The organism is Salinarimonas sp., assembly GCF_046292825.1.
In the GTDB taxonomy this organism is placed as follows: Bacteria; Pseudomonadota; Alphaproteobacteria; order Rhizobiales; family Beijerinckiaceae; genus Salinarimonas.
In genome coordinates, this window is sequence record NZ_JBKBQG010000001.1 from 322,037 (window position 1) to 347,786 (window position 25,750).

A 25,750-nucleotide genomic window follows, 5' to 3' on the forward strand; every position below is an offset into this window, starting at 1 on the left:
GCCTCGGCCGGGGGAGGCCGAGCCCTCATCACAGGAGACGGACATGACGGTGAAGGTCGCGATCAACGGGTTCGGGCGGATCGGCCGCAACATCCTGCGGGCCATCGCCGAGAGCGGGCGGACGGACATCCGTGTCGTCGCCGTCAACGATCTCGGCCCCGTCGAGACGAATGCCCATCTCCTGCGCTACGATTCCGTGCACGGCCGCTTCCCCGGGACGGTGAAGGTCGACGGCGACACGATCGACGTCGGCACCGGGCCGATCAAGGTCACCTCGGTGCGCAATCCGGCGGAGCTGCCCCACAGGGATCTCGGCGTCGACATCGCGCTCGAGTGCACGGGCATCTTCACCGACCGCGACAAGGCGGCGGCGCATCTCGAGGCGGGCGCCAAGCGCGTGATCGTCTCGGCGCCGGCGACGAAGGCGGACCTCACCGTCGTCTACGGCGTCAACCACGACAAGCTGACGAAGGACCACCTCGTCGTCTCGAACGCCTCGTGCACCACGAACTGCCTCGCCCCGGTCGCGAAGGTGCTCAACGACGCGATCGGCATCGAGCGCGGCTTCATGACGACGATCCACGCCTACACCAACGACCAGCCCTCGCTCGACCAGATGCACAAGGATCTCTACCGCGCCCGCGCGGCGGCGGTCTCGATGATCCCGACCTCGACGGGTGCCGCGAAGGCGGTGGGCCTCGTCCTCCCCGAGCTCGACGGCCGGCTCGACGGCGTGGCTCTGCGCGTGCCGACCCCGAACGTGTCGGTGGTCGACTTCAAGTTCGTCGCCAAGCGCGCGACCTCGGTTGACGAGATCAACGCCGCGATCAAGGCCGCCGCCGAGGGTCCGCTGAAGGGCGTGCTCGGCTACACGAACGAGAAGAACGTCTCGATCGACTTCAACCACGATTCCCATTCCTCGATCTTCCACATGGACCAGACCAAGGTCATGGACGGGACGCTCGTGCGCGTGATGTCCTGGTACGACAACGAGTGGGGCTTCTCCTGCCGCATGGCGGACACCGCCGTGCACATGGCGCGCCTCCTCTGATCCCGCGCGGGCTCCCTCCCGGGAGCCCCCCTCGCGCCATGCGGCGGATGCCGATCGCGTCCGCCGCCGTCTCGATGACGAGAGAGAGAGCGGAGAGAAGACGAGAATGAGCGCCTTTCGTACCCTCGACGACGCCGATGTCGGCGGCAAGCGCGTGCTCCTGCGCGTCGATCTGAACGTCCCCATGGAGAACGGCCGCGTCACGGACGCCACCCGTCTCGAGCGCGTCGTGCCGACCATCCGCGAGATCGCCGGCAAGGGCGGCCGCGTCGTGCTCCTCGCCCATTTCGGCCGCCCGAAGGGCAAGCGCGTCGAGAGCGAGAGCCTCGCGCCGGTCGCGGCCGCGCTCGAGGGGCTTCTCGGCCGCCCCGTCGCCTTCGCGGAGGATTGCGTCGGCGAGCCGGCCCGCGCGGCCGTGTCGGCGATGGCGGACGGCGACGTCGTCCTCCTCGAGAACACCCGCTTCCATGCGGGCGAAGAGAAGAACGACCCGGATTTCGCGAAGGCGCTCGCCGAGAGCGGCGATCTCTTCGTCAACGACGCCTTCTCCGCCGCCCATCGCGCGCACGCCTCGACCGAGGGCCTCGCCCACGTCCTGCCGAGCTTCGCCGGGCGCGCGATGCAGGCCGAGCTCGACGCCCTGACGAAGGGCCTCGAGCACCCCGAGCGCCCGCTCTGCGCGGTCGTCGGCGGCGCGAAGGTCTCGACGAAGCTCGATCTCCTCGAGAACCTCGTCGCCAAGGTCGACAGCCTCGTCATCGGCGGCGGCATGGCCAACACCTTCCTGCATGCGATCGGGGTGGGCGTCGGCAAGTCGCTCGCCGAGCGCGACCTCGCCGCGACCGCCCAGCGCATCCTCGACCGCGCCAAGGAGACCGGCTGCGCCATCATCCTGCCCGTCGACGCGACCGTCGCCGAGCGCTTCGAGGAGCACGCGCCGCACCACGAATACGGCATCGACGCGATCCCGGACGCAGGGATGATCCTCGATGTCGGCTCGCTCTCGGTCGATCGCGTGCGCGCGGCGATCTCGGACGCGAAGACGCTCGTCTGGAACGGCCCGCTCGGCGCCTTCGAGAAATCGCCCTTCGACAAGGGCACGGTGGAGGCCGCGCGCTTCGCCGCCGAGCGCACGCGCGCGGGCAAGCTCGTCTCGGTCGCGGGCGGCGGCGACACGGTCGCCGCGCTCAACCATGCCGGCGTCGCCGACGACTTCTCTTACGTCTCCACCGCGGGCGGCGCCTTCCTCGAATGGCTCGAAGGCAAGCCCCTGCCGGGCGTCGAGGCGCTGCGCCGCTCCTGACCATCCGTCCGTTTTCGATCCGCCTGAACGAGAGGTCCGCGATGAACATCGACCAGCTCACCGAAGTCGCCTACGCCCTCGTGGAGCCCGGACGCGGCATCCTCGCCGCCGACGAGAGCACCTCGACCATCCAGAAGCGCTTCGACGCGATCGGCGTCGAGAATACGCAAGACAATCGCCGCGCCTATCGCGAGCTCCTGTTCCGCACCGAGACCGCGATGCGCGAGAACATCTCGGGCGTGATCCTGTTCGACGAGACGATCCGCCAGAGCGCGGCCGACGGCACTTCGCTCGTCAAGCTGATCCAGGATGCGGGCTCGATCCCCGGCATCAAGGTCGACGCGGGCGCCAAGCCCCTGCCGTTCTGCCCCGGCGAGACGGTGACGGAGGGCCTCGACGGCCTGCGCGAGCGCCTGCAGGAATACTACGCGCTCGGCGCGCGCTTCGCCAAGTGGCGCGCGGTGATCGACATCGCCGACGGCATCCCGACCTGGACCGCGGTCAAGGTCAACGCCCACGCGCTCGCCCGCTACGCGGCGCTGTGCCAGGAATGCGACATCGTCCCGATCGTCGAGCCGGAAGTGCTGATGGACGGCGATCACGACATCCAGCGCTGCGCCGACGTCACCGAATGGGTGCTCAAGACGGTCTACGCGGAGCTCTACGAGCAGCGCGTGATCCTGGAAGGCACCGTGCTCAAGCCGAACATGGTCGTGCCGGGCAAGAAGTGCCCCACGAAGGCTTCCGTCGAGGAGGTCGCCGAGCGCACGATCCAGGTGCTCGAGCGCTGCGTGCCCGTGGCCGTGCCCGGCATCGCCTATCTCTCGGGCGGCCAGTCCGACGAGGAGGCGACCGCGCATCTCGACGCGATGAACAAGATCGGCGGCTTCCCCTGGCACATGACCTTCTCCTACGGCCGCGCGCTCCAGGCCGCGCCGCAGAAGGCCTGGTCGGGCAAGTCGGAGAACGTGCCGGCCGCGCAGAAGGCGTTTGCCCACCGCGCCCGCATGAACGGCCTCGCCTCCCAGGGCGACTGGAGCGCCGATCAGGAGAAGGCCGCCTGATCGGTCGCATCGCAGACGAAGATCGATCGCAAGGGGCGCCGGGACCGGCGCCCCTTTTTTCTTACGCGGTGAGTTCGGTTGGCCCGCGACGCGGTCGTGCCCACGGACGTGCCCAACGCAGGGGCGCTTCTGCGATCAAATGCATTGACAACAATCTAAGACATTAGCATAAATGCGCTCCTATTCCTAAGAAACATGCAAGGATCGAACTTCCATGCAATTGACTCTCGGCACCCCTTCCGCTTCTGCCGACCGGGCGGTTCCCCGCAGCGAGTCCTTCACCCTCGCGAGCGCCGGGCGCTCGAACCTGCCGCACCGCGAGGAGATCTGCGCGGATGCCCTCAGAAGCACCTTCGATCTCGCCGACGCCCTCTCGCGCCGCGTTCGCGAGCTGACGCGGGTGCACAACCTCACCTTCATTCCCGAGGAATCGAAGCAGGAACTGCGCGACATGATCGAGGAACTCTCGGACAAGATCCAGTTCCTGCGCCACAATTGTTCCGACTTCCTCACCCCCGAGGAGAGGACCGCCCTGCGCGAGATCGAGCGGCAGATCGACGGCACGCTGGGCGGCCTGGACGGCGGGAACATGAATCTCGATCTGTCCCGCATCGGCCGTATCGCCGAAGGGGCCGCGACCCTGATCGGTGGTCTGCTGGTCGGAATCGGTCGTCTCCTGCTGCGTCCTCCGCTCCTTCCCCAACGCATGTGACGACGCGCCAGGACGGGCGAGCCGTGTCTCGCCCCGAAATTCGCGCGGTCCCACTCGATGAAGCCAGGAGTTTCCCCATGCCCGGAACAGTCGGTACTCTCCAGAATGCCGTCGCCCCTCGACCCGCCGAGCCTGCGCAGCCGACGTTTCTCCTCGCGAGCGCGAGCGGCCCGAGCCGTGAGCAGCGCGCCGCCGTCTGCCGCGACGTCCTACGAGAAGCGGTCCAGCTCTCGCAGGAGATTTCCGATATCGTCCACCCGATCGTGATGAATGGCGGCCGCCTCGATCAGCAGCCGCCCGCGACGAGGCAGGTGCTCGGCGAGAAGATCGACGAGATGCTCGAGAAGATCGAGTTCTTGAAGAACCAGTGCGGGGACGTCCTGAATGCGCAACAACGCGGCTGGCTCGGCGATGTCGAGCGGCGCATGAATGGGCTCAAGGGCGCGCTGGCGGGGGACCGATCGAATTTCGATCTCGCCGATGCGGCGCGCTTTCTCGGCGACGTCGTGACCGGGCTCGCCGCGTTGTTGCTCGGCATCGGCGGTTGGCTGCTGCGACCCGGGCCCGGCGGCGCCCTTCAGCGCATGTGAGAACCCATGGGGCGGCGGGCGGGCCTCGCAGCCCGTCCGCCCGCAGCTTGCGGACGCCTCGACGCCGCAAACTCAGCGCGTCGGGACCGGGTGTTCGCCGCGATAATCGTAGAAGCCGCGTTGAGTCTTGCGGCCGAGCCAGCCGGCCTCGACGTATTTCACGAGAAGCGGGCAGGGGCGGTATTTGGTGTCGGCGAGCCCGTCGTGCAGGACCTGCATCACCGACAGGCAGGTGTCGAGCCCGATGAAATCGGCGAGCTGGAGCGGGCCCATCGGGTGATTCGCGCCGAGCCGCATCGCCGTGTCGATCGAATCGACGGAGCCCACGCCCTCGTAGAGCGTGTAGATCGCCTCGTTGATCATCGGGAGCAGGATGCGGTTGACGATGAAGGCCGGAAAGTCCTCCGCCACCGTCACCGTCTTGCCGAGGCGCGAGATGAAGCTCTTCGCCGCCTCGAAGGTCGGATCCTCGGTGGCGATGCCGCGGATCAGCTCGACGAGCTGCATCAGCGGCACCGGGTTCATGAAATGGATGCCGATGAAGCGCTCGGGCCGGTCGGTCGAGGCGGCGAGCCGGGTGATCGAGATCGACGAGGTGTTCGAGGCGATGATCGTCTCGGGCGGCAGGTGGGGGCAGAGCGCGGCGAAGATCGAGCGCTTGACCTCCTCGTTCTCGGTCGCGGCCTCGATGACGATGTCGCAGCCGACGAGCTTGTCGAGGCCGAAGGCCGGGCGGATGCGCTCGAGCGCCGCCTTGCGCGCGCTCTCCTCGATCACGCCCTTGGCGACCTGGCGCGCCATGTTGCCGTTGATGGTGGCGAGGCCCGCATTGACGCGATCCTCGCTCAGGTCGTTCAGGCGTACCTGCATGCCCGCGAGCGCGCAGACATGGGCGATGCCGTTGCCCATCTGACCCGCGCCGATGACGCCGACCGTGTTGATCTCCATGAGGCCCACCTTCGTCACGAGCGCACGCGTCGCGCGCCGCCCCTGCACATTGGCACTTTCGAGGCCGCAAGCCTATGCCCGCGGCCTCGAAATATCGTCTTAAGACCGGTGGCGCGGCGGATCGGCCGCCTGCGCCGGAATGTCGCGGCCCTCGCCCTACTTGCCGAGCTCGTCCTTGAGCTGCGGCAGGATCTGGAAGAGGTCGCCGACGAGGCCGTAATCGGCCACCTGGAAGATCGGCGCCTCCTCGTCCTTGTTGATGGCGACGATGACGCGCGAATCCTTCATGCCGGCGAGATGCTGAATGGCGCCTGAAATGCCCACCGCGATGTAGAGATCGGGCGCGACGACCTTGCCCGTCTGGCCGACCTGCCAATCGTTGGGCGCGTAGCCCGCGTCCACCGCCGCGCGCGAGGCGCCCATCGCCGCGCCGAGCTTGTCGGCGATCGGCTCGATATAGGTCTTGAAGTTCTCCTGCGAGCCGAGCGAGCGGCCGCCCGAGATGATGATCTTGGCCGAGGTCAGCTCCGGCCGGTCGGAATGGGCGATCTCCTGGCCCTTGAAGGAGGAGAGGCCCGGATCCTCGACGGCGCCGACGCTCTCGACCGAGGCGGAGCCGCCCTCGCCGACCGCCTGGAAGGAGGCCGTGCGCACCGTGATCACCTTCTTCGGCTCGGCGCAGCGCACCGTCTGGAGCGCGTTGCCGGCATAGATCGGCCGCTCGAACGTGTCGGGCGAGACGACCTTCACGACGTCGGAGACCTGCATCACGTCGAGCAGCGCGGCGACGCGCGGCATCACGTTCTTGCCCGTCGTGGAGGCGGGGGCGATCAGCGCGTCGTAGGAGCCCGCGAGCGAGACGATCAGGGCCGCGAGCGGCTCGGCGAGCGCGTGCTCGTAGGCGGCGTCGTCGGCATGCAGCACCTTCTCGACGCCGTCGAGCTTGGCGGCGGCCTGCGCGACGCCTTCGGCGCCCTTGCCGGCGACGAGGACGTGGACCGGGCCGCCGATCTGGGAGGCGGCGGCGAGCGCCTTGTGGGTCGCGTCCTTGAGGGACGCGTTGTCGTGTTCGGCGAGGAGGAGGATGGCCATCTCAGAGCACTCCCGCTTCGTTCTTGAGCTTGCCGACGAGATCGGCGACGGAGGCGACCTTGACGCCCGCCTGGCGCTTGGCCGGCTCGGCGGTCGAGACGACCTGGAGGCGCGGGGTGACGTCGATGCCGAGCGCGTCCGGGCTCGTCTCGTCGAGCGGCTTCTTCTTCGCCTTCATGATGTTGGGCAAGGACGCGTAGCGCGGCTCGTTGAGGCGCAGGTCCGTCGTCACGATGGCGGGCAGCTTCAAGGACACCGTCTGGAGGCCGCCGTCGACCTCCCGGGTGACGTCGACCGTGCCCTCGCCGGGCTCGACCTTGGAGGCGAAGGTGCCTTGCGCCCAGCCCATGAGCGCGGCGAGCATCTGGCCCGTCTGGTTGCAATCGTCGTCGATCGCCTGCTTGCCCATGATCACGAGCTGCGGGCTCTCGTTGCCGATCACCGCCTTGAGGATCTTGGCGACCGCGAGCGGCTCGACGATCCCGTCCGTCTTCACGAGGATGCCGCGATCCGCGCCCATGGCGAGCGCCGTGCGGATCGTCTCGCCGGCCTGGGCCGGGCCGATCGAGACCGCGACGATCTCGGTCGCGACGCCCTTCTCCTTGAGGCGGATCGCCTCCTCGACGGCGATCTCGTCGAACGGGTTCATCGACATCTTCACGTTGGCGAGGTCGACGCCGGAGCCGTCGGGCTTCACCCGGATCTTCACGTTGTAGTCGACCACCCGTTTGACAGGCACGAGGATTTTCATGAGTTGACCGTCCTTCTCCGCGCATCCGGCGCCTCGCCGGGCAAGAACCGGCGTCGAGCGCGTCCGAACGCGCGCGTGAGCGAGCGGTGCGGACCGTACAGAGCGCCGTTCGACAGGTCAACGCGCGCAAAGGCCAAGCCGTTTGCCCATGCGACAAAAGAAAGCGGAGATTTCCCCCGCGCGCGGGCGCGCGTTCAGTTTCCTCTCCGCGCCTTCGCCGCCTGGAGCGTGTTCGCGAGGAGGCAGGCGATGGTCATCGGGCCCACGCCCCCCGGCACCGGCGTGATCGCGCCCGCGCGCGCACGCGCCTCCTCGAAGGCGACGTCCCCGACGAGCCGGGTCTTGCCCTCGCCGGCCTCCGGGGCGGGCACGCGGTTGATGCCGACGTCGATCACGATCGCGCCCTCGCGGATCCAGTCCCCGCGCACGAGCTCGGGCCGCCCGACCGCCGCGACGAGGATGTCGGCGCGCCGGCACACCTCGGCGAGGTCGCGGGTGCGCGAATGGGCGATCGTCACCGTGCAGGAGCGCTGCAGGAGGAGCTGCGCCATCGGCTTGCCGACGATGTTGGAGCGCCCGACGACGACGGCCTCGAGCCCGGCGAGGTCGGTGCGCACCGATTCGACGAGCCGCATGGACCCTTGCGGCGTGCAGGGCACGAGCCCCGGCAGGCCGGTGGCGAGGCGCCCGGCATTGACCGGGTGGAAGCCGTCGACGTCCTTCTCCGGGTCGATCGCCTCGATCACGCGCTGGGCGTCGATCTGCGCGGGCAGGGGCAGCTGGACGAGGATGCCGTCGACCGCGTCGTCCGCGTTGAGGGTCGCGACGAGACGAAGCAGGTCGGCCTCGCTCGTATCCGCGGGCAGCCGATGCTCGATCGAGCGCATGCCGACGGCCTTGGTCTGCGCCGCCTTGTTGCGCACGTAGACCTGGCTCGCGGCGTCCTCGCCGACGAGGACGACGGCGAGGCCGGGCACGATGCCGCGCCCCGAGAGGGCCTCGACCTCGGCAGCGAGCGTCTCGCGCAGGCTCTGCGCGATCGCCTTGCCGTCGATGATGCGCGCGGCCATGGCGAGCCTTTCCGTCAGAACGCGACCGGATAGATGTAATAGGCGATCACGCGCTGGATGAAGAAGATCACCAAGAGGAGGATGATCGGCGAAATGTCGATGCCGCCGAGATTCGGCATGATGCTGCGGATCGGTCGCAGCGCCGGCTCGGTGACGCGGTGGAGGAAATCGTAGACCGCGCGCACGAAATCGTTGCGCATGTTGACGACGCCGAAGGCGACCAGCCACGAGATGATCGCCGAGGCGATGATGATCCACGTGTAGAGCTGGAGGGCGACGATGATCACATCGAGGAGCGCACGCATGGGATACGGATCCGGGCAGGGACGGTGGCGGGTGCGCTTCACTTAAGCCCGATCGCCGCGCTCGACAACCGCATGGCGACGCTATCGCCGCAAAACCGCCGGGACGGCGCGTCGCGCGCGGCGGAAAAATCGCCGCGAGAAGCGCGTTGACAGAAGCTCGCGCGCCCTCTATCAACCGCGCACCCGACACGGACGGCCCCGCCGCTCCGTTCCATCGGCCGAAGGGCCGGGGCTGTAGCTCAGTTGGGAGAGCGCTGCAATCGCACTGCAGAGGTCAGGGGTTCGAATCCCCTCAGCTCCACCATTTCCCACGCTTTCCTGACCGTCGCCGCGCAGGTCGAGCCGAGGCTCGGACCCCGCCGGCGGTCTGTCATCGCGTCCCCACCGACGACGCGATCGCGAATGCCCCAACCGGCGTGGGGTCGCGCGCGCGGCCCGACGGGCTTGTCTTGTCGCGCCGCATCGGCGACGCTCGCTTTGCGTGCGGCAGTGCCTCGTCCTCCCGCTTCGCGCTTTGCAAGAAACCGAACCGCGCGGGCTACGGGCCGCACGTGGTCTCTCGTCGCGCCTGAAACAAAGCGCCGCCCAAAATAAGATCTTCTGCACAATTTCGGTGCCTCGTTCTTCGGCATGCCGGTTTTCGTGCGCATTTGCCCGAAGGGATTACGCGGCAGGTCCATCGGCGAACCGGCCGCAAATCGTTCCCGCGGGGCTTGACCACGCCAGACGCGATCGCCGTTACTGAGGGTGACGCCAAGAACACGAGCCGTTCTCGAAGGGGCCGCACGGCGCCCTCGCCACCCGCAGCAACGGCCGAATGCAGGTCCGGAGACGCCCATCATGAATTCGCCCGTTGCAGCAGACCTCGTCCTCGTGAACGGCCGCGTCTGGCGCGGCCTCGGCCTCGGCATCGCGGAGGCGATCGCCTTCTTCGGCGGCCGGGTCCTCGCGACGGGGACCTCGCGCGAGATCGGGACCCTGGTGGGCCCGAAGACGCGCGTCGTCGATCTCGCCGGGCGGCTCGCGACGCCGGGGCTGAACGACGCCCACATGCATCTGATTCCCTATGGCACGGCCATGTCCGAGGTCGATCTGCGCCCGCGCGCGGCCCCCACCCTCGCGGCCCTGAAGGAGGCGGTGCGCGCCCGCGCGGCGGCGACGCCGAAGGGGGAGTGGGTCGTCGGGCGCGGCTGGGACCAGTTCAAGCTCGACACGGGAATCTACCCGACCCGCGAGGACCTCGACGCCGTCGCGCCCGATCACCCGGTCTATATCGTGCGCACCTGCGGCCATCTCTCGGTATGCAATTCGCTCGCGCTCCAGCGCGCGGGCATCGACGAGACCACCCCCTCGCCGCCCGGCGGCCTGATCGAGCGGCGGGACGGCAAGCTCACCGGCATGCTCGCCGAGAACGGCCGCGACGCGGTGCTGGCGGCGATGCCGCGGGCGAGCGTGGACGAGCTCGTCGGATCGATCGAGCGCGGCGGGCGCAGCCTCCTGTCCCACGGCATCACCTCCTGCATGGAGGCGGCGGTCGGCATCCGCGACGGCTGGCTCGAAATGCTCGCCTATCAGAAGGCGCATCGCGAGAACCGGCTGCCGGTGCGCGTCTACGCGACTCTGATGGGCGACAAGGGGCGCTCCGTGCTGCCGCAAGCCATGGAAGCGGGGATGATCACGGGGGGCGGCGACGAGCGCTTCCGCATCGGCCCCGTCAAGATCTTCACCGACGGCAGCGCGGGCGGGCGCACGGCCGCGATGACGAAACCGTATCTCGGCGAGGGCGAGGAATACGGCATCCTCTGCCTCGAGGCGGAGGAACTGAACGCCATGGTGCTCGCCGCCCATCGCGCGGGCTACCAAATGGCGGTCCACGCGATCGGCGACGCCGCGATCGATCAGGTGCTCGACGCCTACGAGGCGGCGCTGGCCGACACGCCCGACCCCGATCGCCGGCACCGCATCGAGCATTGCGGCTGGCTGCGGCCCGACCAGATGGAACGGCTCGTCGCGAACCACATCCTGCCCGCGCCCCAGCCCGCCTTCATCTATTGGTTCGGCGATCTATACCGCACGGTGCTCGACGACGCCCGCGTCTTCGCCTCCCATCCGATGGGCACCTGGATCGAGCGCGGGCTCCACCCCTCCGCCTCGACCGATTGCCCCGTCGTCGAGATCGACCCCTTCGCCAATCTCTACACGATGGTGACGCGCAAGACCGAGCGCGGGACGGTGATCGGCGCCGAGCACGTCCTGTCGATCGAGGAGGCGCTGCACGCCTATACCTATGCCTCCGCCTATGCCGCCCACGAGGAGACGATCAAAGGTCGCCTCCTGCCCGGCCAGCTCGGCGACGTCGCCGTGTTCGACCGCGACCTCCTCGCGATCGCGCCCGAGGAGATCCTCGAGACGCGCTGCGATCTGACGGTGCTCGGCGGCGCTCTGGTCTACGAGCGGGAGGGCGCGGCCGCATGATCTCGCAAGTCGTCAACCGGCTCCTGTTGTCGATCCCGGTTCTGTTCGGCGTCCTCCTGTTCGGCTTCCTGCTCCTCGTGATGGTGCCGGGCGATCCGGCGATCGTGCTCGCCGGGCCGATGGCGCCGCCGGAGGTGGTGGCGCGGATCAGGGCCGAGATGGGGCTCGACGAGCCGGTGATCGTGCAGTTCCTCGCCTATCTCGGGCGCGTGCTCTCCGGCGATCTCGGCCGCTCGCTGATCTCGAACCGCGCGGTCTCGGCCGAGCTCCTCGCGGCGATCGGGCCGACGGCCGAGCTCATGGTGGCGTGTCTGGTCTGGTCCATCCCGATCGGGATCGCGCTGGGGACGCTCGCGGCGGTCCGCCGCGGGTCGATCCTCGACCGCGCGGTGATGGCCTTCTCGGTCGCCGGCGTGTCGCTGCCGATCTTCTTCATCTGCCTCGTCCTGATCCACTTCCTCGGCGTGCAATGGCAGGTCTTCCCGTTCATCGGGCGCGGCGGGCCGCTGTGGACGAGCGAGGGATTGCGCCACATCGCCCTGCCGGCGCTCTCGCTCGGCCTCATCTTCATCGGCCCCGTCGCGCGCATGACGCGCTCGGCCGTGCTCGAGGTGCTGCGCCTCGATCACGTGCGCACGGCGCGCGCCAAGGGGCTGTCGGAGAGCGCCGTGATCCTGCGTCACGGCCTGCGCAACGCGCTCATCCCGGTCGTGACGCTCGTCGGGCTGCAGGCCGGCTATCTCCTCGGCGGCGCCGTGGTGACCGAGACGATTTTCTCCTGGCCGGGCATCGGCAGGCTCGCGGTGGGCGCCATCCTGTCGAGCGACTTCCCGCTCGCGCAGGGCACCATCATGGTGCTCGCGCTCGCCTTCATCGTCATCAACATGATCGTGGACATCCTCTACGCGCTCCTCGATCCGCGGGTGCAGAACCGATGAGCGCGACGACCTCCCGCCCCCCCGAGCCCGCCGCCGCGGCGCCCGCCGCGACCGCCGCTCCCGTCCCCGCCCGTCCGAGCGCGCCGCCGCGCACCGCCTGGTGGCGGCGCCTCCTGAGCGACCGCGCGGCGCTCCTCGCGCTCGTCGTCCTCGTCGCGATCGCCGGCGGCGCGCTGCTCGCGCCCTGGATCGCGCCCTACGACCCGGCCCGCTCCTCGCGCGCGGTGATGACGCCGCCGGTCTGGGCGGAGCGGGGCACGTGGGCGCATCTGCTCGGCACCGACGGCCAGGGTCGCGACATCTTCAGCCGCCTCCTCCACGGCGCGCGGCTCACGCTCTTGATCGGCCTCGTGAGCGTGGGCATCGGCGGGTTCGTCGGCTCGCTGATCGGGCTCCTGTCCGCCTTCTACCGGCGCATCGACCCCTTCGTGATGCGCGTCGTCGACATGCTGCTCTCGTTCCCGGCGATCCTGCTCGGCCTCGCGATGGTGGCGGTGTTCGGCCCGGGCGTCGTGCCGGTGATCGTCGCGCTCGCCATCGCGACCGTCCCCGATTGCGCGCGCATCGCGCGCTCGATCGGCGTGTCGGTGATGGAGCAGGAATTCATGGAGGCCGGGCGGGCGGTCGGGCTGTCGGACTTCGCGCTCTTCCGCCGCTACCTCCTGCGCAACTGCATCTCCTCGATCATGATCTTCATCAGCCTGCGCTTCGGCCAGGTGATCCTGATCGGCGCCGCCTTGAGCTTCCTCGGGCTCGGCGCCCGCCCGCCCGCGGCGGAACTCGGGATGATGGCCGCGCAGGGACGCGACTTCCTCCTGTTCGCGCCGCACATCGCGGTGATCCCGTCCGCCGCGATCTTCGTCATCGTGCTCGCCGCCAACATCCTCGGCGATGCGCTCCGAGACGTCCTCGATCCGCGCCTGCGGTCCTGAGGCGAAAACGAGAAACGAAAACCAGAGGGAAAGAAGGAGTGTTCACATGACCGGAGGATCGAAGCGAGCCATGCTCGCGGGTTGCGCCCTGATCGCGTTCGGCGGCATCGCCGCCGCCAACGAGATCACGGTGGTGCGCGAGGTCGACAGCAACAATTTCGATCCGCACAAGTCGACGGCGCGCGCCGCGGCGGAAGTGCTGTTCATGATCGGCGACACGCTCGTCACGCTCGAGCCCGACATGCAGACGATCGCGCCGGGCCTCGCCGAGCGTTGGGAGGTTTCCGACGACGGCCTCGCCTACACCTTCCACCTGAAGGAGGGCGTGCAGTTCTGCGACGGCAAGGCGATGACCGCCGACGACGTCGTCTACAGCCTGAACCGCTGGATCGACCCCGCCACGAACTCGCCCGTCGCCTGGCGCGCGGGCGACGTCGCCGAGATCCGCGCGATCGACGAGCGCACGGTCGAATACCGGCTCGAGGAGCCCTTCTCCGAACTCCTCTACCAGCTCACCCAGAGCTTCGCGACGATCATCGACGAGGCGAACGTCGAGGCGCTCGGCGCCGATTTCGGGATCAACGGCTTCAACGGCACGGGCCCGTTCTGCTGGGTCGAGTGGACCCCGCGCGACCGCATGATCATCGAGCGCCACGAGGCCTATTCCTGGGGCCCGCCCTTCTACGAGAACCAGGGTCCGGCCCATCTCGAGCGGGTCACCTGGCAGATCGTGCCCGAGGAGAGCACCCGCACGGTGGCGATCCTCACCGGCCAGAGCGAGATCACGCAATACGTGCCCTACATCGCGCTCTCGCAGCTGCGCGCCGCGCCGAACGTCGAGGTGACCCAGTCCGACCTCGCGTTCTGGACCTATTTCATGGGCTTCAAGATCGACAAGGACACCGTCGCCGACCCGGCCGTGCGCCGCGCGATCAATCTCGCGGTCGATCAGGAGGCGATGGCGGAGGATCTGTTCTTCGGCGAAGTGGAGCCCGCCTTCGGCTACATCTCGCAGGCCGCGCTCGACTGGAACCCGGACATCGACGAGAGGCTCCTGCGCTTCGATCCCGACGAGGCGAACCGCATCCTCGACGAGGCCGGCTGGGAGCGCGGTCCGGACGGCATCCGCCAGAAGGACGGCGTCGTGCTGCGTCCCGTCACCTACGTCTTCGCCGGCTCGACCTGGGCGCGCATCTCCGAATCGGTCCAGGCCTATCTGCGCGAGATCGGCGTCGACATGGACATCCAGGCCTTCGACGCCACCGTCGCCTGGGGTCGGCTCGCGACGCAGGAATTCGACATGTTCGGGATGAGCTTCCCCTACATCTCGGCCGGCGACGCGCTCAACCTCTATTTCCGCTCGGAGAACGTGCCCACCCCCAACCGGATGAACTGGCAGGACGAGGAGACCGATCGCCTCCTGCAGACCGGCAAGACCGCCACCGACGACGAGACCCGCTCGGACGCCTACGGCGAGGTGCTGCGCATCGTCCACGACGCCGCCGTGTGGCTGCCGCTGTATCACGAGCCGATGACGATCGTGCATTCCGCGCGCATGGCGCCGGTCGTCCCGCACAACATCTACGGCTCGGGCCTCTACAAGGGCCTGGACCTGCGGTTCCTGAACTGACGACGTCACGAACCGGGGGGGAAGGCGCGTGCGACGTGCCTTTCCCCTGCTCTTCGGAATGGCGGACGGCTCGGGACGAGCGGAGGAAGCGATGAACGCGATGAGCCCGGTCGCACCGGCGACGCAGACCGAGACCCTGCTTTCGGTGGAGGACCTCGCCGTGCATTTCAGGGCCGGAGGGCAGCTCTACCGCGCGGTCGACGGGGTGAGCTTTTCGGTTCGCCGCGGCAAGACGCTGGGCGTCGTCGGCGAATCGGGCTGCGGCAAGAGCGTGACCTCGCTCGCGATCATGCGTCTCGTGGCGCAGCCGCCGGGGATCTATGCGGGCGGCCGCATCCTGTTCGACGGGCGCGATCTCCTCACGCTCTCCGAGCGCGAGATGCGCAGCCTGCGCGGCGGGCGCATCGGGATGATCTTCCAGGAGCCGATGACGTCCCTGAACCCGGTCTATACCTGCGGCGAGCAGATCGTGGAGAGCCTCAGGGTCCATTCGGATCTCTCCGCGAAGGCGGCCCGCGAGCGGGCGGTCGCGTTGCTCGATCTCGTGCGCCTGCCCTCGCCCGGAAAGCGCATCGACGACTATCCCCACCAGCTCTCCGGCGGGCAGCGCCAGCGCGTGATGATCGCGCTCGCGCTCGCGAACGACCCCGATCTCCTCATCGCCGACGAGCCGACGACCGCGCTCGACGTCACCATCCAGGCGCAGATCCTCGACCTGATGGCGGATCTGCGCGAGCGCACGGGGGCGGCGACCGTGCTGATCACGCACGATCTCGGCGTCGTGGCCGAGAGCTGCGACGACGTCGTCGTCATGTATGCCGGCCGCATCGTCGAGCGTGCGCCGACCGCGGCGCTCTTCGCCGATCCGCAGCACCCCTACACGATCGGCCTGATGGCGGCGGTGCCGCGCATCGACGTGCAGGCCGATCGGCTCGCCACGATCGAGGGCTCGGTGCCGCCTCCCTGGGAGAGGATCGTCGGCTGCCGCTTCGCGGGGCGCTGTCCGCTCGCGACCGAGACGTGCCGCGCCGAGCCGCCGCCGCTGCGCGAGATCGCGCCGGGCCATGCGGTCGCCTGTCATTATGCGCCGATTGAGGGAGGTGCCGCATGAGCGTCGCCAAAACGGCCGAGAAGAAGCCCGTGCTCGAAGTGCGCGGCCTCACCAAGCACTTCCCCGTGCGCAAGGGCTTCCTGCGCCGCCAGGTCGGCGCGGTGCAGGCCGTGACCGACATCGACTTCACCGTTGCCGAGGGCGAGACGCTGGCGCTCGTCGGCGAATCGGGCTGCGGCAAGTCGACCACCGGGCGCACGGTCCTGCGGCTGATCGAGCCGACGGCCGGCGAGATCCGGCTCGACGGCGTCGACGTGCGCGCGCTCTCGTCGGGCGCGCTGCGCGAGATGCGTCGGCGCATGCAGATCATCTTCCAGGATCCGTTCGGCTCGCTCAATCCGCGCATGAGCGTCGCGGAAGTGCTGCGCGAGCCGCTGCTCCTGCACGGAGTCGCGACCGCGCGCGACGTCGAGGACAAGATCGCCGAGGTGCTCGTGACCTGCGGTCTCTCGGCCTTCCACGCCGAGCGCTATCCGCACGAATTCTCCGGCGGCCAGCGCCAGCGCGTGGGCATCGCGCGGGCGCTGGCGACGCGTCCGCGGATCATCGTCTGCGACGAACCGGTCTCGGCGCTCGACGTCTCGGTCCAGGCGCAGATCGTCAATCTCCTGCAGGATCTGCAGCGCAAGTTCGGCATGGCCTACGTCTTCATCAGCCACGATCTCGCGGTCGTGCGCCACATCGCGACGCGCGTCGCGGTGATGTATCTCGGGCGGATCGTCGAGGAGGCGCCGGCCGAGCGGCTGTTCGCCCGCCCGATGCACCCGTATACGCTCAGCCTCGTCGCGGCAGCCCCCCGGCCCGACCCGAGCGCGGTGCGCGTGCGCGCGAGCGTGGAGGGCGATGCGCCGAGCGCGCTCGCCCCGCCGCCGGGCTGCGCCTTCCATCCGCGCTGTCCGCTCGCGCGGCCGATCTGCGCGAAGGAACGCCCCGCATTGCGCGAGGTCGAGGGCGCGCGCGTCGCCTGTCATTTCGCGGAAGAGGCCCCCTCGACCATGCTCGGAGCCGGCTCCCGGGTGTCGGAGGCGCTCGAACGGCGCCTCGCGGTGCTCGAACAGCGGCGAGCCGCCCTGCGAGAGGGGGACACGGGTCCGCGCGAGAGCGAGGCGCTGCCCGCTTCGTGAGGCGGGCACCCAAGCGGCAGGAACAAGGCCGGCATCATCCGCCGTCCACGGTCCGATCGCCGCGCAAGGCGCGCTTCGTGGCCGCGTCGGCGGGGAAGAAGGCCTCGATGGCGATCTCGGAGAGCGTGATGTCGGTCGGCGTCCCGAAGACCGTGACCGTCGAGATGAAGGCGAGCTCGCCGGCCGGGGTGCGCAGCCGCAGCGGCACGGCGATGCCGAGCCGTTCCGAGCCGTCGGAGCGGGTCTGGGGCGGTGCGGGATAGGCGCGCAGCTCGTCCAGGAGACCGGCGAGCGCGGCGTCGGCGCTCGCGGCGACCTGGCGCGCGAGCCGCTCGAGGAGGTGGGCGCGCCATTGCGCGAGATTGACGATCATCGGCGCGAGGCCGCCGGGATGCAGGCTCAGGCGCATCGCGTTCGCGGGCGGGGCCGCGAGCGAGGGCTCCGCGATGCCCGAGAGGAGCGGCGCCACGGCGGCGTTGGCGGCGAGGATCGACCAGTGCCGGTCGACGGCGAGCGCCGGATAGGGCTCGTGCCCGGCGAGCACCTGCGCGACCGCGTCGCGCGCCGCGGCGAGCTCGGGCGCGTCGAGCGGTCGCTCCGCGTAATGCGGCGCATAGCCCGCGGCGAGGAGGAGCGCGTTGCGCTCGCGAAGCGGGATCGCGAGCCGCTCGGCCAGGCGCAGCACCATGTCCCGGCTCGGGCGCGCGCGCCCGCTCTCGCAGAAGCTCAGGTGCTTCTGCGAGATCTCGGCGTCGAGGGAGAGATCGAGCTGGCTGAGCCGGCGCCGACGGCGCCAGAGGCGGAGATGGTCGCCGAAGGTGGACGGCGCGGCCGAGGAGGCGGGTTCGATCATGCGGCGAGCTTAGCGCCCGCCCCGGCGCCGAGCCAATTACCTCGCACGCCATCGCGCGGGCTCCCGATCGGCGCGATCGTGCCGGCCTCTGCACACGAGGAGACCCGACATGACCCACGTTCCCGTCACCCCCTTCCTGCGCCTCGCGCTGCGCGTCGACGCCCTCTCCAGCGCCGCCATGGGCGCGTGCCTCGCGCTCGCCGCGGGCCCGCTCTCCGAGCTGCTCGGCCTGCCGACGCCGTTCCTGCGGATCGTCGGCGTCGTCTGTCTCGCGTTTGCCGCGATGCTCTGGGTCGTCTCGGCGCGCGAGCGGATCCGGACCGCTTTCGGCTGGGGCATCGCCCTCCTGAACGCGGTCTGGGTGGCAGACAGCCTCCTGCTCCTGGCGAGCGGCTGGGTCTCGCCGACCGCGCTCGGCTCGGCCTTCGTCCTGCTCCAGGCCGTGACCGTCGCCGGGTTCGCCCTCGCGCAGGGGCTGGCGCTGCGCGGCGCGAGGCCGCTGGCAGCGGCATGAGCGATCGTGCGCGCGCGGGCGACGTCCGCGCGCGCCGCCCGCCGACGGGCTCAGGCCTCGGAGTATGCGAATCTTTCGCCGGATACCTCCACGCCGTCATTCCGGGGCGCGAAGCGAGCCCGGAACCCAGACTCCCGACTTCTGATCAGCAGCCTATAGGCTGCGTCCTTCGACGCATCAGTTGCGTGAGGCTGCTCAACGAGCGCGCATGCGCGCTCGAACCACCGTCGTGGATCTGGGTTCCGGGCTCGCTTCGCGCCCCGGAATGACGGGGTGGGGAAACGTTTTCAAGCTCTCAGGCCGAGGCTCTCGCGTCGAGGTAGCTGCGCGGCATCAGCGCGATCAGGTCGTTGACGCCGTGCCCCTGGACGCTGACATGCTCGCGCATGACGGCCGCCGCCCGTTCCTCGTCGCCGGTGCGGATCGCCTCGACGATGGCGGCGTGCTCGGCGTTCGAGGAGAGCATGCGCCCCTTGCGGTGGAGCTGGAGCCGGCGATAGGGCGAGAGCCGGTTGCGCAGATGGCGGGTCTGGCGCGCGAGGAAGCCGTTGCGGCTCGCGTCGTAGATCGCCTCGTGGAAGCCGACATTGGCGGCGTAGTAGGCGTCCGGATCCTGCTCCATCACATGGCGCTCGCAGGCCATGTGCAGGCGCTCCAAGGCGGCGAGCTCGGCGGGCTGCATCCGGCGGGCGGCGAGGCGGGCGCAGGCGCTCTCGAGCTCCGCCATCGTCTCGAACATCTCGAGGAGCTCGGACAGGGTGATCGCGGCGACGACCGCCCCGCGCCGCGGCACGGTGGAGACGAGGCCCGACGTGGCGAGCTGGAGAATGGCCTCGCGGATGGGCGTCCGCGACGTGCCGAAGCGCTCGCTCAGCTGACGCTCGTCGAGCCGATCGCCGGGCTGGAGCGCGCCGCGCACGATGTCGTGCTCCAGCTCGCGGACGATCTCCGCACCGCGATTGCCGCGCTGGCCCGCGGGAGGGCGTCGTCTTCGCTTCTCGGTCATGCCGCGATGTATGCCAGATGCGAAGCACGGCGGCAAGACGCGCCGATCGACGGTTCGAGCAGAGCCCGCTCTCCCGGCGCCGGGCGCCGGTAACCTGCGCGATTTCAGCATTTTACCGCGGGTGCGAAGAATTTCTGACGGGCGCTTTGGTATGCATGGCAGCGATTTGGTATACAAAAGAGCTTTACGGCTGCCGCTCCCGTCCCTAAGCTCCCGGTCTCGTCGCTGAGCGGACGCAAGATCCGCATACAGGCACCTGGAGGAAACAGCCCATGTCAGATCGTCAAGCCTCGCCCTTGCGGCGCATGGCGGGCCTTACGCTCGCGCTCGCCGCGACCGTCGCCTTCGTCTCCCCGGCCTTCGCGGAGCGGCTGCGCGTCTCGCACCAATGGTCGACCAACGACGTGCGCCACAAGATCGTGGAGATCGTCGCCGAGGAGGTCGCCGCGGCCGATGTCGGGCTCGAGCTGCAGATCTTCCCCAATGCTTCGCTGTTCGGACCCAACGACCAGTGGCAGCCGCTCACCCGCGGCCAGCTCGACATGGCCGTCCTGCCGCTGACCTACGCGTCCGGGCGCCACCCCGAATTCAACCTCACCCTCATGCCGGGCCTCGTCCGGAACCACGAGCACGCGCAGCGCCTGAACCAGTCCGAGTTCATGGCCGAAATCGAGAAGATCATGAACGACGCGGGCGTCGTCACGCTCGTGCCCGGCTGGCTCGCCGGCGGCTTCGCCGCGAAGGACCGCTGCATCGTCGAGCCGTCGGACGTGCAGGGCCTGCAGTTCCGCGCGGCCGGGCGCGCCTTCGAGGAGATGCTCGCCGCGGCCGGCGCGTCGATCGCCTCGATGCCGAGCTCGGAGATCTACAGCGCCATGCAGACCGGGGTGTTGGATGCGGTCAACACCTCCTCGTCGAGCTTCGTCTCCTTCCGCCTCCACGAGCAGGTCTCTTGCTTCACGCCGCCGGGCGATTACGCCCTCTGGTTCATGTACCAGCCGATGATCGTCTCGAAGCGCTCCTGGGATCGGCTGAACGACGCCCAGCGCGACGCCCTGCGTGCCGGCGCGGAGAAGGCGATGGCCTTCTATTCCGAGGAGGCCGCCCGCGAGGACGAAGCGGCGGTGGCGGTGTTCCGCGATGCGGGCGTGGAGATCGGCACGATGACGCAGGAGGCGTTCGACGCCTGGAAGGGCCTCGCCCAGGAGAGCGCCTACGTCTCCTTCGTCGGTTCGACGCCGAACGGCCAGCGGCTGCTCGACCTCGCCCTCTCCGTCGAGTGAGCCGACGGGGCGGCGGCGCCTGCCCGCCGCCCCGGCAGAGCCGTCCGAGCGGCGCCGCCCGCGCGCCGCTCGCGGCCGATCGAACGAGGAAGGCCCGATGTCCACCTCCACGCAGACCGAGTCGGCGCAGCCTGCGTCCGCGACGAAGGCCGACGCACGTACGCGCGGCCCGGTCGACCTGTTCATCCTCTTCTGCCGCCGCCTCTCCCTCGCCTGCGGGATCTTCGCGGCGGCGGGAATCGCGTTCTCGGTGCTGCTCGTCTGCCAGCTCGTCTTCGTCCGCTACGTGCTCAACGCCTCGACGGTCTGGCAGACGGAGGTGGTGATCTACACGATGATCGCCGCGACGCTGGTCGGCGCGCCCTACGTCCAGAGCGTGCGCGGGCACGTCAATGTCGACCTCGTGCCGCTCTATCTCGGCCGGCGGCTGCGGCTCGCGCTCTATTGCCTCTGCCTTCTCCTCAGCATCGCGGTCTGCGCCGTCGTCGGCCTGTACGGGCTCGAGCTGACGATCGAGGCCTATACCTACAATTGGCGCTCGTCCTCGGTCTGGGGGCCGCGGATGTGGCCGGCCTACGCCGCGATCCCGGTCGGCTTCCTGGTGTGGATGCTCCAGCTCATGGCCGATCTCGTCGCCGTCCTCACCGGCCGCGACCGCCCCTTCGGCATCGACGATGCCGAGGACGCCACCGCCCGCGTCCTGCGCAAGGAGCACTGAGCCATGGATCCCCTCGTTCTGGGCGCTCTGGTCGGCCTGATCACGACCGCCGTGCTGTTCTGCGGCCTCTCCATCGGCATGGGGCTGCTCGTCGTCTCCATCGGCTTCCTCGTCGTCTTCGACGGCCTCTCGAGCCTGTCGCTCGTGCCGGAGCTGTTCTTCGCCAAGCTCGACAGCTTCGCGATGATCTCGATCCCGATGTTCATCCTGATGGGCGCGGCGGTGGCCTCCTCGCGGGCCGGCGGGGATCTCTACGCGGCGCTCGACCGCTGGATGACGCGGGTGCCCGGCGGCCTCGTGATCTCCAATCTCGGCGCCTGCGCCCTGTTCTCGGCTCTGTCGGGCTCCTCGCCCGCCACCTGCGCGGCGATCGGCAAGATGGGCATCCCGGCGATGCGCGAGCGCGGCTATCCGGACGGCGTCGCCGCGGGCTCGATCGCGGCGGGCGGCACGCTCGGCATCCTGATCCCGCCGAGCGTCACCATGATCGTCTACGGCATCGCGACCGAGACCTCGATCGGGCGCCTGTTCCTGGCGGGCCTCCTGCCGGGGCTGATGCTGACGGCTCTGTTCATGGCCTGGTCGCTGTTCTCGACCTGGTGGCAGGGACGCTCGGGGCCGCGCGTGCCGGTCGTGACCTTCTCCTGGCGCGAGCGCTTCGAGGTGCTGCCGCGCGTCCTGCCCTTCCTCGCCATCGTCGCCGCGGTACTCTACGCGCTCTACGGCGGCGTCGCGACGCCCTCCGAGACGGCCGCCGTCGGCGCGCTCGCCTGCATCGTCGCGGCGGTCGTCATCTACCGCATGTGGCAGCCGACCAAGTGGTGGGCGATCCTGCGCGATTCGACCCGCGAATCGGTGATGATCCTCGTCATCGTCGGCGGCGCGGGCGTGTTCAGCTACATGCTGTCGAGCCTGTTCATCACGCAGTCGATCGCCGCCGCGATCATCGCCATGGACGTCAATCCGTGGATCCTCCTGTTGATGATCAACCTCTTCCTGCTCGTCTGCGGCTTCTTCCTGCCGCCGGTGGCGGTGATCGTGATGGCGGCGCCGATCCTCCTGCCGGTGATCATGGCGGCGGGCTTCGACCCGTATTGGTTCGCGGTGATCCTGACGATCAACATGGAGATCGGGCTCATTTCGCCCCCCGTCGGCCTCAACCTCTACGTCATCAACTCGATCGCGCCGGACATCCGCCTGCAGACGATCCTCAAGGGCTCGCTGCCTTACGTCGGCTGCATGGTGCTCGCGATCGTGATCCTGTGCGTCTTCCCTGGCATCGCCACCTGGCTGCCGGAAACGGTGATGGGGCCTGCGCGATGATGCTCCTCGATCTCCTCGCCTCGATCGCCGATCGCGGACGCGATTATCTCGCGAGCGCCGGGCAGCTCGGGGGGGAGCGCTCCATCGGCCGGCTCTGCGCGGATCTGATGTCCCATCGCGGCGAGGCGACCGGCACGGCCCTCGCGCGCGAGGTGACGAGCGCCTGGGCCGCGCTCGACGAGGCGGGGCAGGCGGCGTTCTTCGCGCTCCTCGCCCGCGACTACGCTCCGGACGCGGCGGCGCTCGAGGAGGCCGCGCGCGCCTATGCGGCCGATCCGGGCGAGCGCACGCTCGCGCGCCTCGCCCGCGCCGTCGAGCCGCCGCGCCAGGAGCTGATCCGCCGCATCAACATGGCGCCGGGGGGCACGGCGACGATCGTCGCGATGCGCAAGGCGCTCGGAGGGCTCGTCGGCACGCGCGTGGAGCTGCGCGCGGTCGACGCGGATTTCCAGCATCTCCTGTCCTCCTGGTTCAATCGCGGCTTTCTCGAATTGCGGCGCGTGAACTGGGACACGCCCGCCTCCGTGCTCGAGAAGCTCATCGCCTACGAGGCGGTGCACGCGATCGCCGGTTGGGACGATCTGCGCCGGCGGCTCGCGCCCGATCGACGCTGCTTCGCCTTCTTCCATCCTGCGATGCCGGACGAGCCGCTGATCTTCGTCGAGGTGGCGCTCACCCACGCGATCAGCGACAACGTCGCCGACATCCTCGCCGAGGGCGTCGACGCGAAGGCGGCGAGCGCGCCGAGCGCGGCGATCTTCTACTCGATCAGCAATTGTCAGGAGGGCCTGCGCGGCATCTCCTTCGGCAATTTCCTGATCAAGCAGGTCGTCGAGGAGCTCAGCGCCGAGATGCCCTCGCTGCGCAGCTTCGCCACGCTCTCCCCGATACCCGGGCTCGTCGCCTTCCTGCGCGAGGAGGCGTCGCGCGGGGCAGCCGGGGAGGGCGCCCTGGTGGAGCCGGGGGAGGCCGCGCGCCTGCTCGAGGCGATCGCCGAGCCCGGCTGGCCCGACGATCGCGAGCGCTGCGAGGCCTTGCGCGCGCCGCTCTCGCGCGCCGCCGCGCGCTATCTCGCCGAGGCCAGGCGGGGCAACCTGCCGCGCGATCCCGTCGCACGCTTCCACCTCGGCAACGGCGCGCGGCTCGAGCGGCTCAACTGGCTCGCCGACCGCTCGCCCAAGGGCCTGCGCGAATCCGCCGGGCTGATGGTCAATTACGTCTACCGGCTCTCGGAAATCGAGCGCAACCACGAAGCTCTGGTCGGCGAGGGGCGCATCATCGCCTCCCGCCGCATCCGCACGCTTGCCGCCTGACGCGCGAATGCGAGTATCGTCGATGAACGCCAATCTCTACGCCCTCTATCGCAGCCGCTTTCCGGCCGATCCGCACGCGCCCTTCATGGAGCTCGACGACGGCTCGAGCGTCGCTTTCGGCGATGTGATCGCGCGGTCGGGACGGATCGCGGCGCTCCTGCGCGCGCTCGGGGTGGGCAAGGGGGACCGGGTCGCCGTGCAGGTCGAGAAATCGGCGCACACGGTGTGCCTCTACCTCGCCTGCCTGCAGATCGGCGCGATCCATCTGCCGCTCAACACCGCCTACACGGTCTCCGAGATCGCCTATTTCGTCGGCGATGCCGAGCCGAAGGCGATCGTCTGCGATCCGGCGAGCGAGGCCGCCCTCGCGCCGATCGCCGCGCAGCGCGCGGGCACGCACCTCCTCACGCTGGCCGCCGACGGCAGCGGCAGCCTCGTCGCGGGCGCGCGCGAGCACGCGCCGCTCGAGGAGATCGCGCAGGCGGACGCCGACGACATCGCGGCGATCCTCTACACGTCGGGCACGACGGGGCGCTCGAAGGGCGCCATGCTCTCGCACGGGAACCTCGCCTCGAACGTGCAGGCCCTGCACGAGGCCTGGGGCTTTCGCCCCGACGACGTGCTGATCCACGCGCTGCCCCTGTTCCACACGCACGGGCTGTTCGTGGCGCTCAACCTGATGCTCTGGAACGGCGGCCGCATGATCCTCATGCAGCGCTTCGACCCCGAGCGGGTGATCGGGGCGATGTCCCGCGCGACCATCCTGATGGGCGTGCCGACCTTCTACACGCGCCTCCTGCAGAGCCCGCGTCTCGATCGTGCGGCCGCCGCGCGGATGCGCCTGTTCGTGTCCGGCTCCGCGCCGCTGCTCGCCGAGACCCACCGCGCCTTCGCGCAGCGCACCGGCCACGCCATCCTCGAGCGCTACGGCATGACCGAGACCTGCATGAACACCTCGAACCCGCTCGACGGCGAGCGCCGCGCCGGCACCGTCGGCCCGCCTCTGCCGGGCGTCGAGGTGCGGGTGCGCGGCAAGGACGGCGAGATCCTCGCACCCGGCGCGATCGGCGTGCTCGAAGTGCGCGGGCCGAACGTGTTCAAGGGCTATTGGCGCATGCCCGAGAAGACCGCTTCCGAGTTTCGCGAGGACGGCTTCTTCATCACCGGCGATCTCGCCTCGATCTCGGACGACGGCTACGTGACGATCGTCGGCCGCGACAAGGATCTCGTCATCACGGGCGGCTACAACGTCTACCCCAAGGAGGTCGAGAGCGCGCTCGACGCGATGGACGGGGTGGTGGAGAGCGCGGTCGTCGGGCTGCCGCATCCCGATCTCGGGGAGGCCGTCGTGGCGGTGGTGAGCACCGGGGGCGCGGCGCCGGGGGACGCGGCGGCGTACATCGCCGCCCTGCGCGAGACGCTCGCCGCCTACAAGGTCCCCAAGCGCGTCTTCTTCGTCGACGATCTGCCGCGCAACACGATGGGCAAGGTCCAGAAGAACATGCTGCGGGAGCGCTTCGCGGACGCCTTCGCGCCCTCCGCCGACGCGTGAGCGTTCGGCGCGACGCGTCGCCCGGTCCCTGGACGAGGCGGTCTCGGTGGCCGCGAGGGGGCTGCACGAGCCGGGGGTGCGTTCCTACATCT

General features: G+C 69.6%; 24 protein-coding genes and 1 tRNA gene. 18 read left to right on the forward strand and 7 right to left on the reverse strand.

Annotated features, from left to right (window positions below; translation table 11 throughout):
• The first annotated feature begins 43 nt into the window (after nucleotides 1-43).
• The 5 genes from gap (at nucleotide 44) to ACK4UM_RS01560 (ending at nucleotide 4,720) form a co-directional block, all read left to right on the forward strand.
• Nucleotides 44-1,051, forward strand: coding sequence for a type I glyceraldehyde-3-phosphate dehydrogenase (gene gap / locus ACK4UM_RS01540; RefSeq protein ID WP_409794618.1), 1,008 nt, complete (start codon nucleotides 44-46; stop codon nucleotides 1,049-1,051).
• Between the two features lie 106 nt (nucleotides 1,052-1,157).
• On the forward strand, nucleotides 1,158-2,354 hold the full coding sequence (locus tag ACK4UM_RS01545; RefSeq protein WP_409794621.1) for a phosphoglycerate kinase: 1,197 nt from the start codon (nucleotides 1,158-1,160) through the stop codon (nucleotides 2,352-2,354).
• Between the two features lie 41 nt (nucleotides 2,355-2,395).
• The gene (locus ACK4UM_RS01550) at nucleotides 2,396-3,418 is read left to right on the forward strand and encodes a class I fructose-bisphosphate aldolase (protein WP_409794625.1); all 1,023 of its coding nucleotides are present in this window, start codon (nucleotides 2,396-2,398) and stop codon (nucleotides 3,416-3,418) included.
• A 214-nt stretch (nucleotides 3,419-3,632) separates the two neighbouring features.
• Nucleotides 3,633-4,130, forward strand: a complete 498-nt coding sequence (locus tag ACK4UM_RS01555; RefSeq protein ID WP_409794628.1) for a hypothetical protein — start codon at nucleotides 3,633-3,635, stop codon at nucleotides 4,128-4,130.
• 23 nt (nucleotides 4,131-4,153) lie between these two features.
• The gene (locus ACK4UM_RS01560; RefSeq protein ID WP_409794631.1) at nucleotides 4,154-4,720 is read left to right on the forward strand and encodes a hypothetical protein; all 567 of its coding nucleotides are present in this window, start codon (nucleotides 4,154-4,156) and stop codon (nucleotides 4,718-4,720) included.
• Nucleotides 4,721-4,792: 72 nt separating this feature from the next.
• Here the strand turns inward: ACK4UM_RS01560 and ACK4UM_RS01565 are convergent, their stop codons facing one another.
• The 5 genes from ACK4UM_RS01565 to ACK4UM_RS01585 all read right to left on the reverse strand — a co-directional run bounded on the left by ACK4UM_RS01565 (nucleotide 4,793) and on the right by ACK4UM_RS01585 (nucleotide 8,886).
• Nucleotides 4,793-5,668: a 3-hydroxybutyryl-CoA dehydrogenase gene (locus tag ACK4UM_RS01565; protein ID WP_409794634.1), complete on the reverse strand. Its 876-nt coding sequence runs from the start codon at nucleotides 5,666-5,668 to the stop codon at nucleotides 4,793-4,795.
• A gap of 156 nt (nucleotides 5,669-5,824) precedes the next feature.
• A complete protein-coding gene (locus ACK4UM_RS01570) occupies nucleotides 5,825-6,760 on the reverse strand; it encodes an electron transfer flavoprotein subunit alpha/FixB family protein (RefSeq protein ID WP_409794637.1) in 936 nt (311 codons plus the stop codon).
• A 1-nt stretch (nucleotide 6,761) separates the two neighbouring features.
• Nucleotides 6,762-7,511 carry an electron transfer flavoprotein subunit beta/FixA family protein gene (locus ACK4UM_RS01575; protein ID WP_409794640.1) on the reverse strand — a complete coding sequence of 250 codons (750 nt, stop codon included), beginning with the start codon at nucleotides 7,509-7,511 and terminating at the stop codon, nucleotides 6,762-6,764.
• Between the two features lie 194 nt (nucleotides 7,512-7,705).
• The gene (gene folD / locus ACK4UM_RS01580; protein WP_409794643.1) at nucleotides 7,706-8,581 is read right to left on the reverse strand and encodes a bifunctional methylenetetrahydrofolate dehydrogenase/methenyltetrahydrofolate cyclohydrolase FolD; all 876 of its coding nucleotides are present in this window, start codon (nucleotides 8,579-8,581) and stop codon (nucleotides 7,706-7,708) included.
• 14 nt (nucleotides 8,582-8,595) lie between these two features.
• Nucleotides 8,596-8,886: a YggT family protein gene (locus ACK4UM_RS01585; protein ID WP_409794646.1), complete on the reverse strand. Its 291-nt coding sequence runs from the start codon at nucleotides 8,884-8,886 to the stop codon at nucleotides 8,596-8,598.
• A 228-nt stretch (nucleotides 8,887-9,114) separates the two neighbouring features.
• On the opposite strand from ACK4UM_RS01585, the gene ACK4UM_RS01590 reads away from it, so the two are divergent.
• The 7 genes from ACK4UM_RS01590 to ACK4UM_RS01620 all read left to right on the forward strand — a co-directional run bounded on the left by ACK4UM_RS01590 (nucleotide 9,115) and on the right by ACK4UM_RS01620 (nucleotide 17,096).
• Nucleotides 9,115-9,190: transfer RNA gene (locus tag ACK4UM_RS01590), tRNA-Ala, on the forward strand.
• A gap of 536 nt (nucleotides 9,191-9,726) precedes the next feature.
• Complete coding sequence (locus tag ACK4UM_RS01595; protein WP_409794649.1) at nucleotides 9,727-11,361, forward strand: amidohydrolase; 1,635 nt, start codon at nucleotides 9,727-9,729, stop codon at nucleotides 11,359-11,361.
• Complete coding sequence (locus tag ACK4UM_RS01600; protein WP_409794652.1) at nucleotides 11,358-12,299, forward strand: ABC transporter permease; 942 nt, start codon at nucleotides 11,358-11,360, stop codon at nucleotides 12,297-12,299. The genes ACK4UM_RS01595 and ACK4UM_RS01600 overlap by 4 nt, the downstream gene beginning before the upstream one ends.
• Nucleotides 12,296-13,231: an ABC transporter permease gene (locus tag ACK4UM_RS01605; RefSeq protein ID WP_409794655.1), complete on the forward strand. Its 936-nt coding sequence runs from the start codon at nucleotides 12,296-12,298 to the stop codon at nucleotides 13,229-13,231. Before ACK4UM_RS01600 ends, ACK4UM_RS01605 begins: the two co-directional genes overlap by 4 nt.
• A 70-nt stretch (nucleotides 13,232-13,301) precedes the next feature.
• Complete coding sequence (locus ACK4UM_RS01610) at nucleotides 13,302-14,861, forward strand: ABC transporter substrate-binding protein (protein WP_409794658.1); 1,560 nt, start codon at nucleotides 13,302-13,304, stop codon at nucleotides 14,859-14,861.
• A gap of 91 nt (nucleotides 14,862-14,952) precedes the next feature.
• The gene (locus tag ACK4UM_RS01615; protein ID WP_409794661.1) at nucleotides 14,953-15,972 is read left to right on the forward strand and encodes an ABC transporter ATP-binding protein; all 1,020 of its coding nucleotides are present in this window, start codon (nucleotides 14,953-14,955) and stop codon (nucleotides 15,970-15,972) included.
• A complete protein-coding gene (locus ACK4UM_RS01620) occupies nucleotides 15,969-17,096 on the forward strand; it encodes an ABC transporter ATP-binding protein (RefSeq protein WP_409794664.1) in 1,128 nt (375 codons plus the stop codon). The genes ACK4UM_RS01615 and ACK4UM_RS01620 overlap by 4 nt, the downstream gene beginning before the upstream one ends.
• 34 nt (nucleotides 17,097-17,130) lie before the next feature.
• Here ACK4UM_RS01620 and ACK4UM_RS01625 read toward each other — a convergent pair whose 3' ends face one another.
• Nucleotides 17,131-17,949: a helix-turn-helix transcriptional regulator gene (locus ACK4UM_RS01625; RefSeq protein WP_409794667.1), complete on the reverse strand. Its 819-nt coding sequence runs from the start codon at nucleotides 17,947-17,949 to the stop codon at nucleotides 17,131-17,133.
• A 109-nt stretch (nucleotides 17,950-18,058) separates the two neighbouring features.
• Here ACK4UM_RS01625 and ACK4UM_RS01630 point away from each other — a divergent pair, with 109 nt between their 5' ends.
• Nucleotides 18,059-18,463 carry a hypothetical protein gene (locus ACK4UM_RS01630; RefSeq protein ID WP_409794670.1) on the forward strand — a complete coding sequence of 135 codons (405 nt, stop codon included), beginning with the start codon at nucleotides 18,059-18,061 and terminating at the stop codon, nucleotides 18,461-18,463.
• A gap of 295 nt (nucleotides 18,464-18,758) precedes the next feature.
• On the opposite strand, the gene ACK4UM_RS01635 is transcribed toward ACK4UM_RS01630, so the two are convergent.
• A complete protein-coding gene (locus ACK4UM_RS01635; RefSeq protein WP_409794673.1) occupies nucleotides 18,759-19,469 on the reverse strand; it encodes a GntR family transcriptional regulator in 711 nt (236 codons plus the stop codon).
• Between the two features lie 272 nt (nucleotides 19,470-19,741).
• Here ACK4UM_RS01635 and dctP point away from each other — a divergent pair, with 272 nt between their 5' ends.
• From dctP to ACK4UM_RS01660, 5 genes are all read left to right on the forward strand, one after another.
• Complete coding sequence (dctP, locus tag ACK4UM_RS01640) at nucleotides 19,742-20,752, forward strand: TRAP transporter substrate-binding protein DctP (protein ID WP_409794676.1); 1,011 nt, start codon at nucleotides 19,742-19,744, stop codon at nucleotides 20,750-20,752.
• A 97-nt stretch (nucleotides 20,753-20,849) separates the two neighbouring features.
• Entirely contained in the window at nucleotides 20,850-21,470 is a 621-nt protein-coding gene (locus ACK4UM_RS01645; protein ID WP_409794679.1) for a TRAP transporter small permease, read from the forward strand.
• Between the two features lie 3 nt (nucleotides 21,471-21,473).
• Nucleotides 21,474-22,793 carry a TRAP transporter large permease gene (locus tag ACK4UM_RS01650; RefSeq protein ID WP_409794682.1) on the forward strand — a complete coding sequence of 440 codons (1,320 nt, stop codon included), beginning with the start codon at nucleotides 21,474-21,476 and terminating at the stop codon, nucleotides 22,791-22,793.
• A complete protein-coding gene (locus ACK4UM_RS01655; protein ID WP_409794684.1) occupies nucleotides 22,790-24,106 on the forward strand; it encodes a malonyl-CoA decarboxylase in 1,317 nt (438 codons plus the stop codon). Before ACK4UM_RS01650 ends, ACK4UM_RS01655 begins: the two co-directional genes overlap by 4 nt.
• Before the next feature lie 22 nt (nucleotides 24,107-24,128).
• A complete protein-coding gene (locus ACK4UM_RS01660; protein WP_409794687.1) occupies nucleotides 24,129-25,658 on the forward strand; it encodes a malonate--CoA ligase in 1,530 nt (509 codons plus the stop codon).
• Nucleotides 25,659-25,750 lie beyond the last annotated feature (92 nt).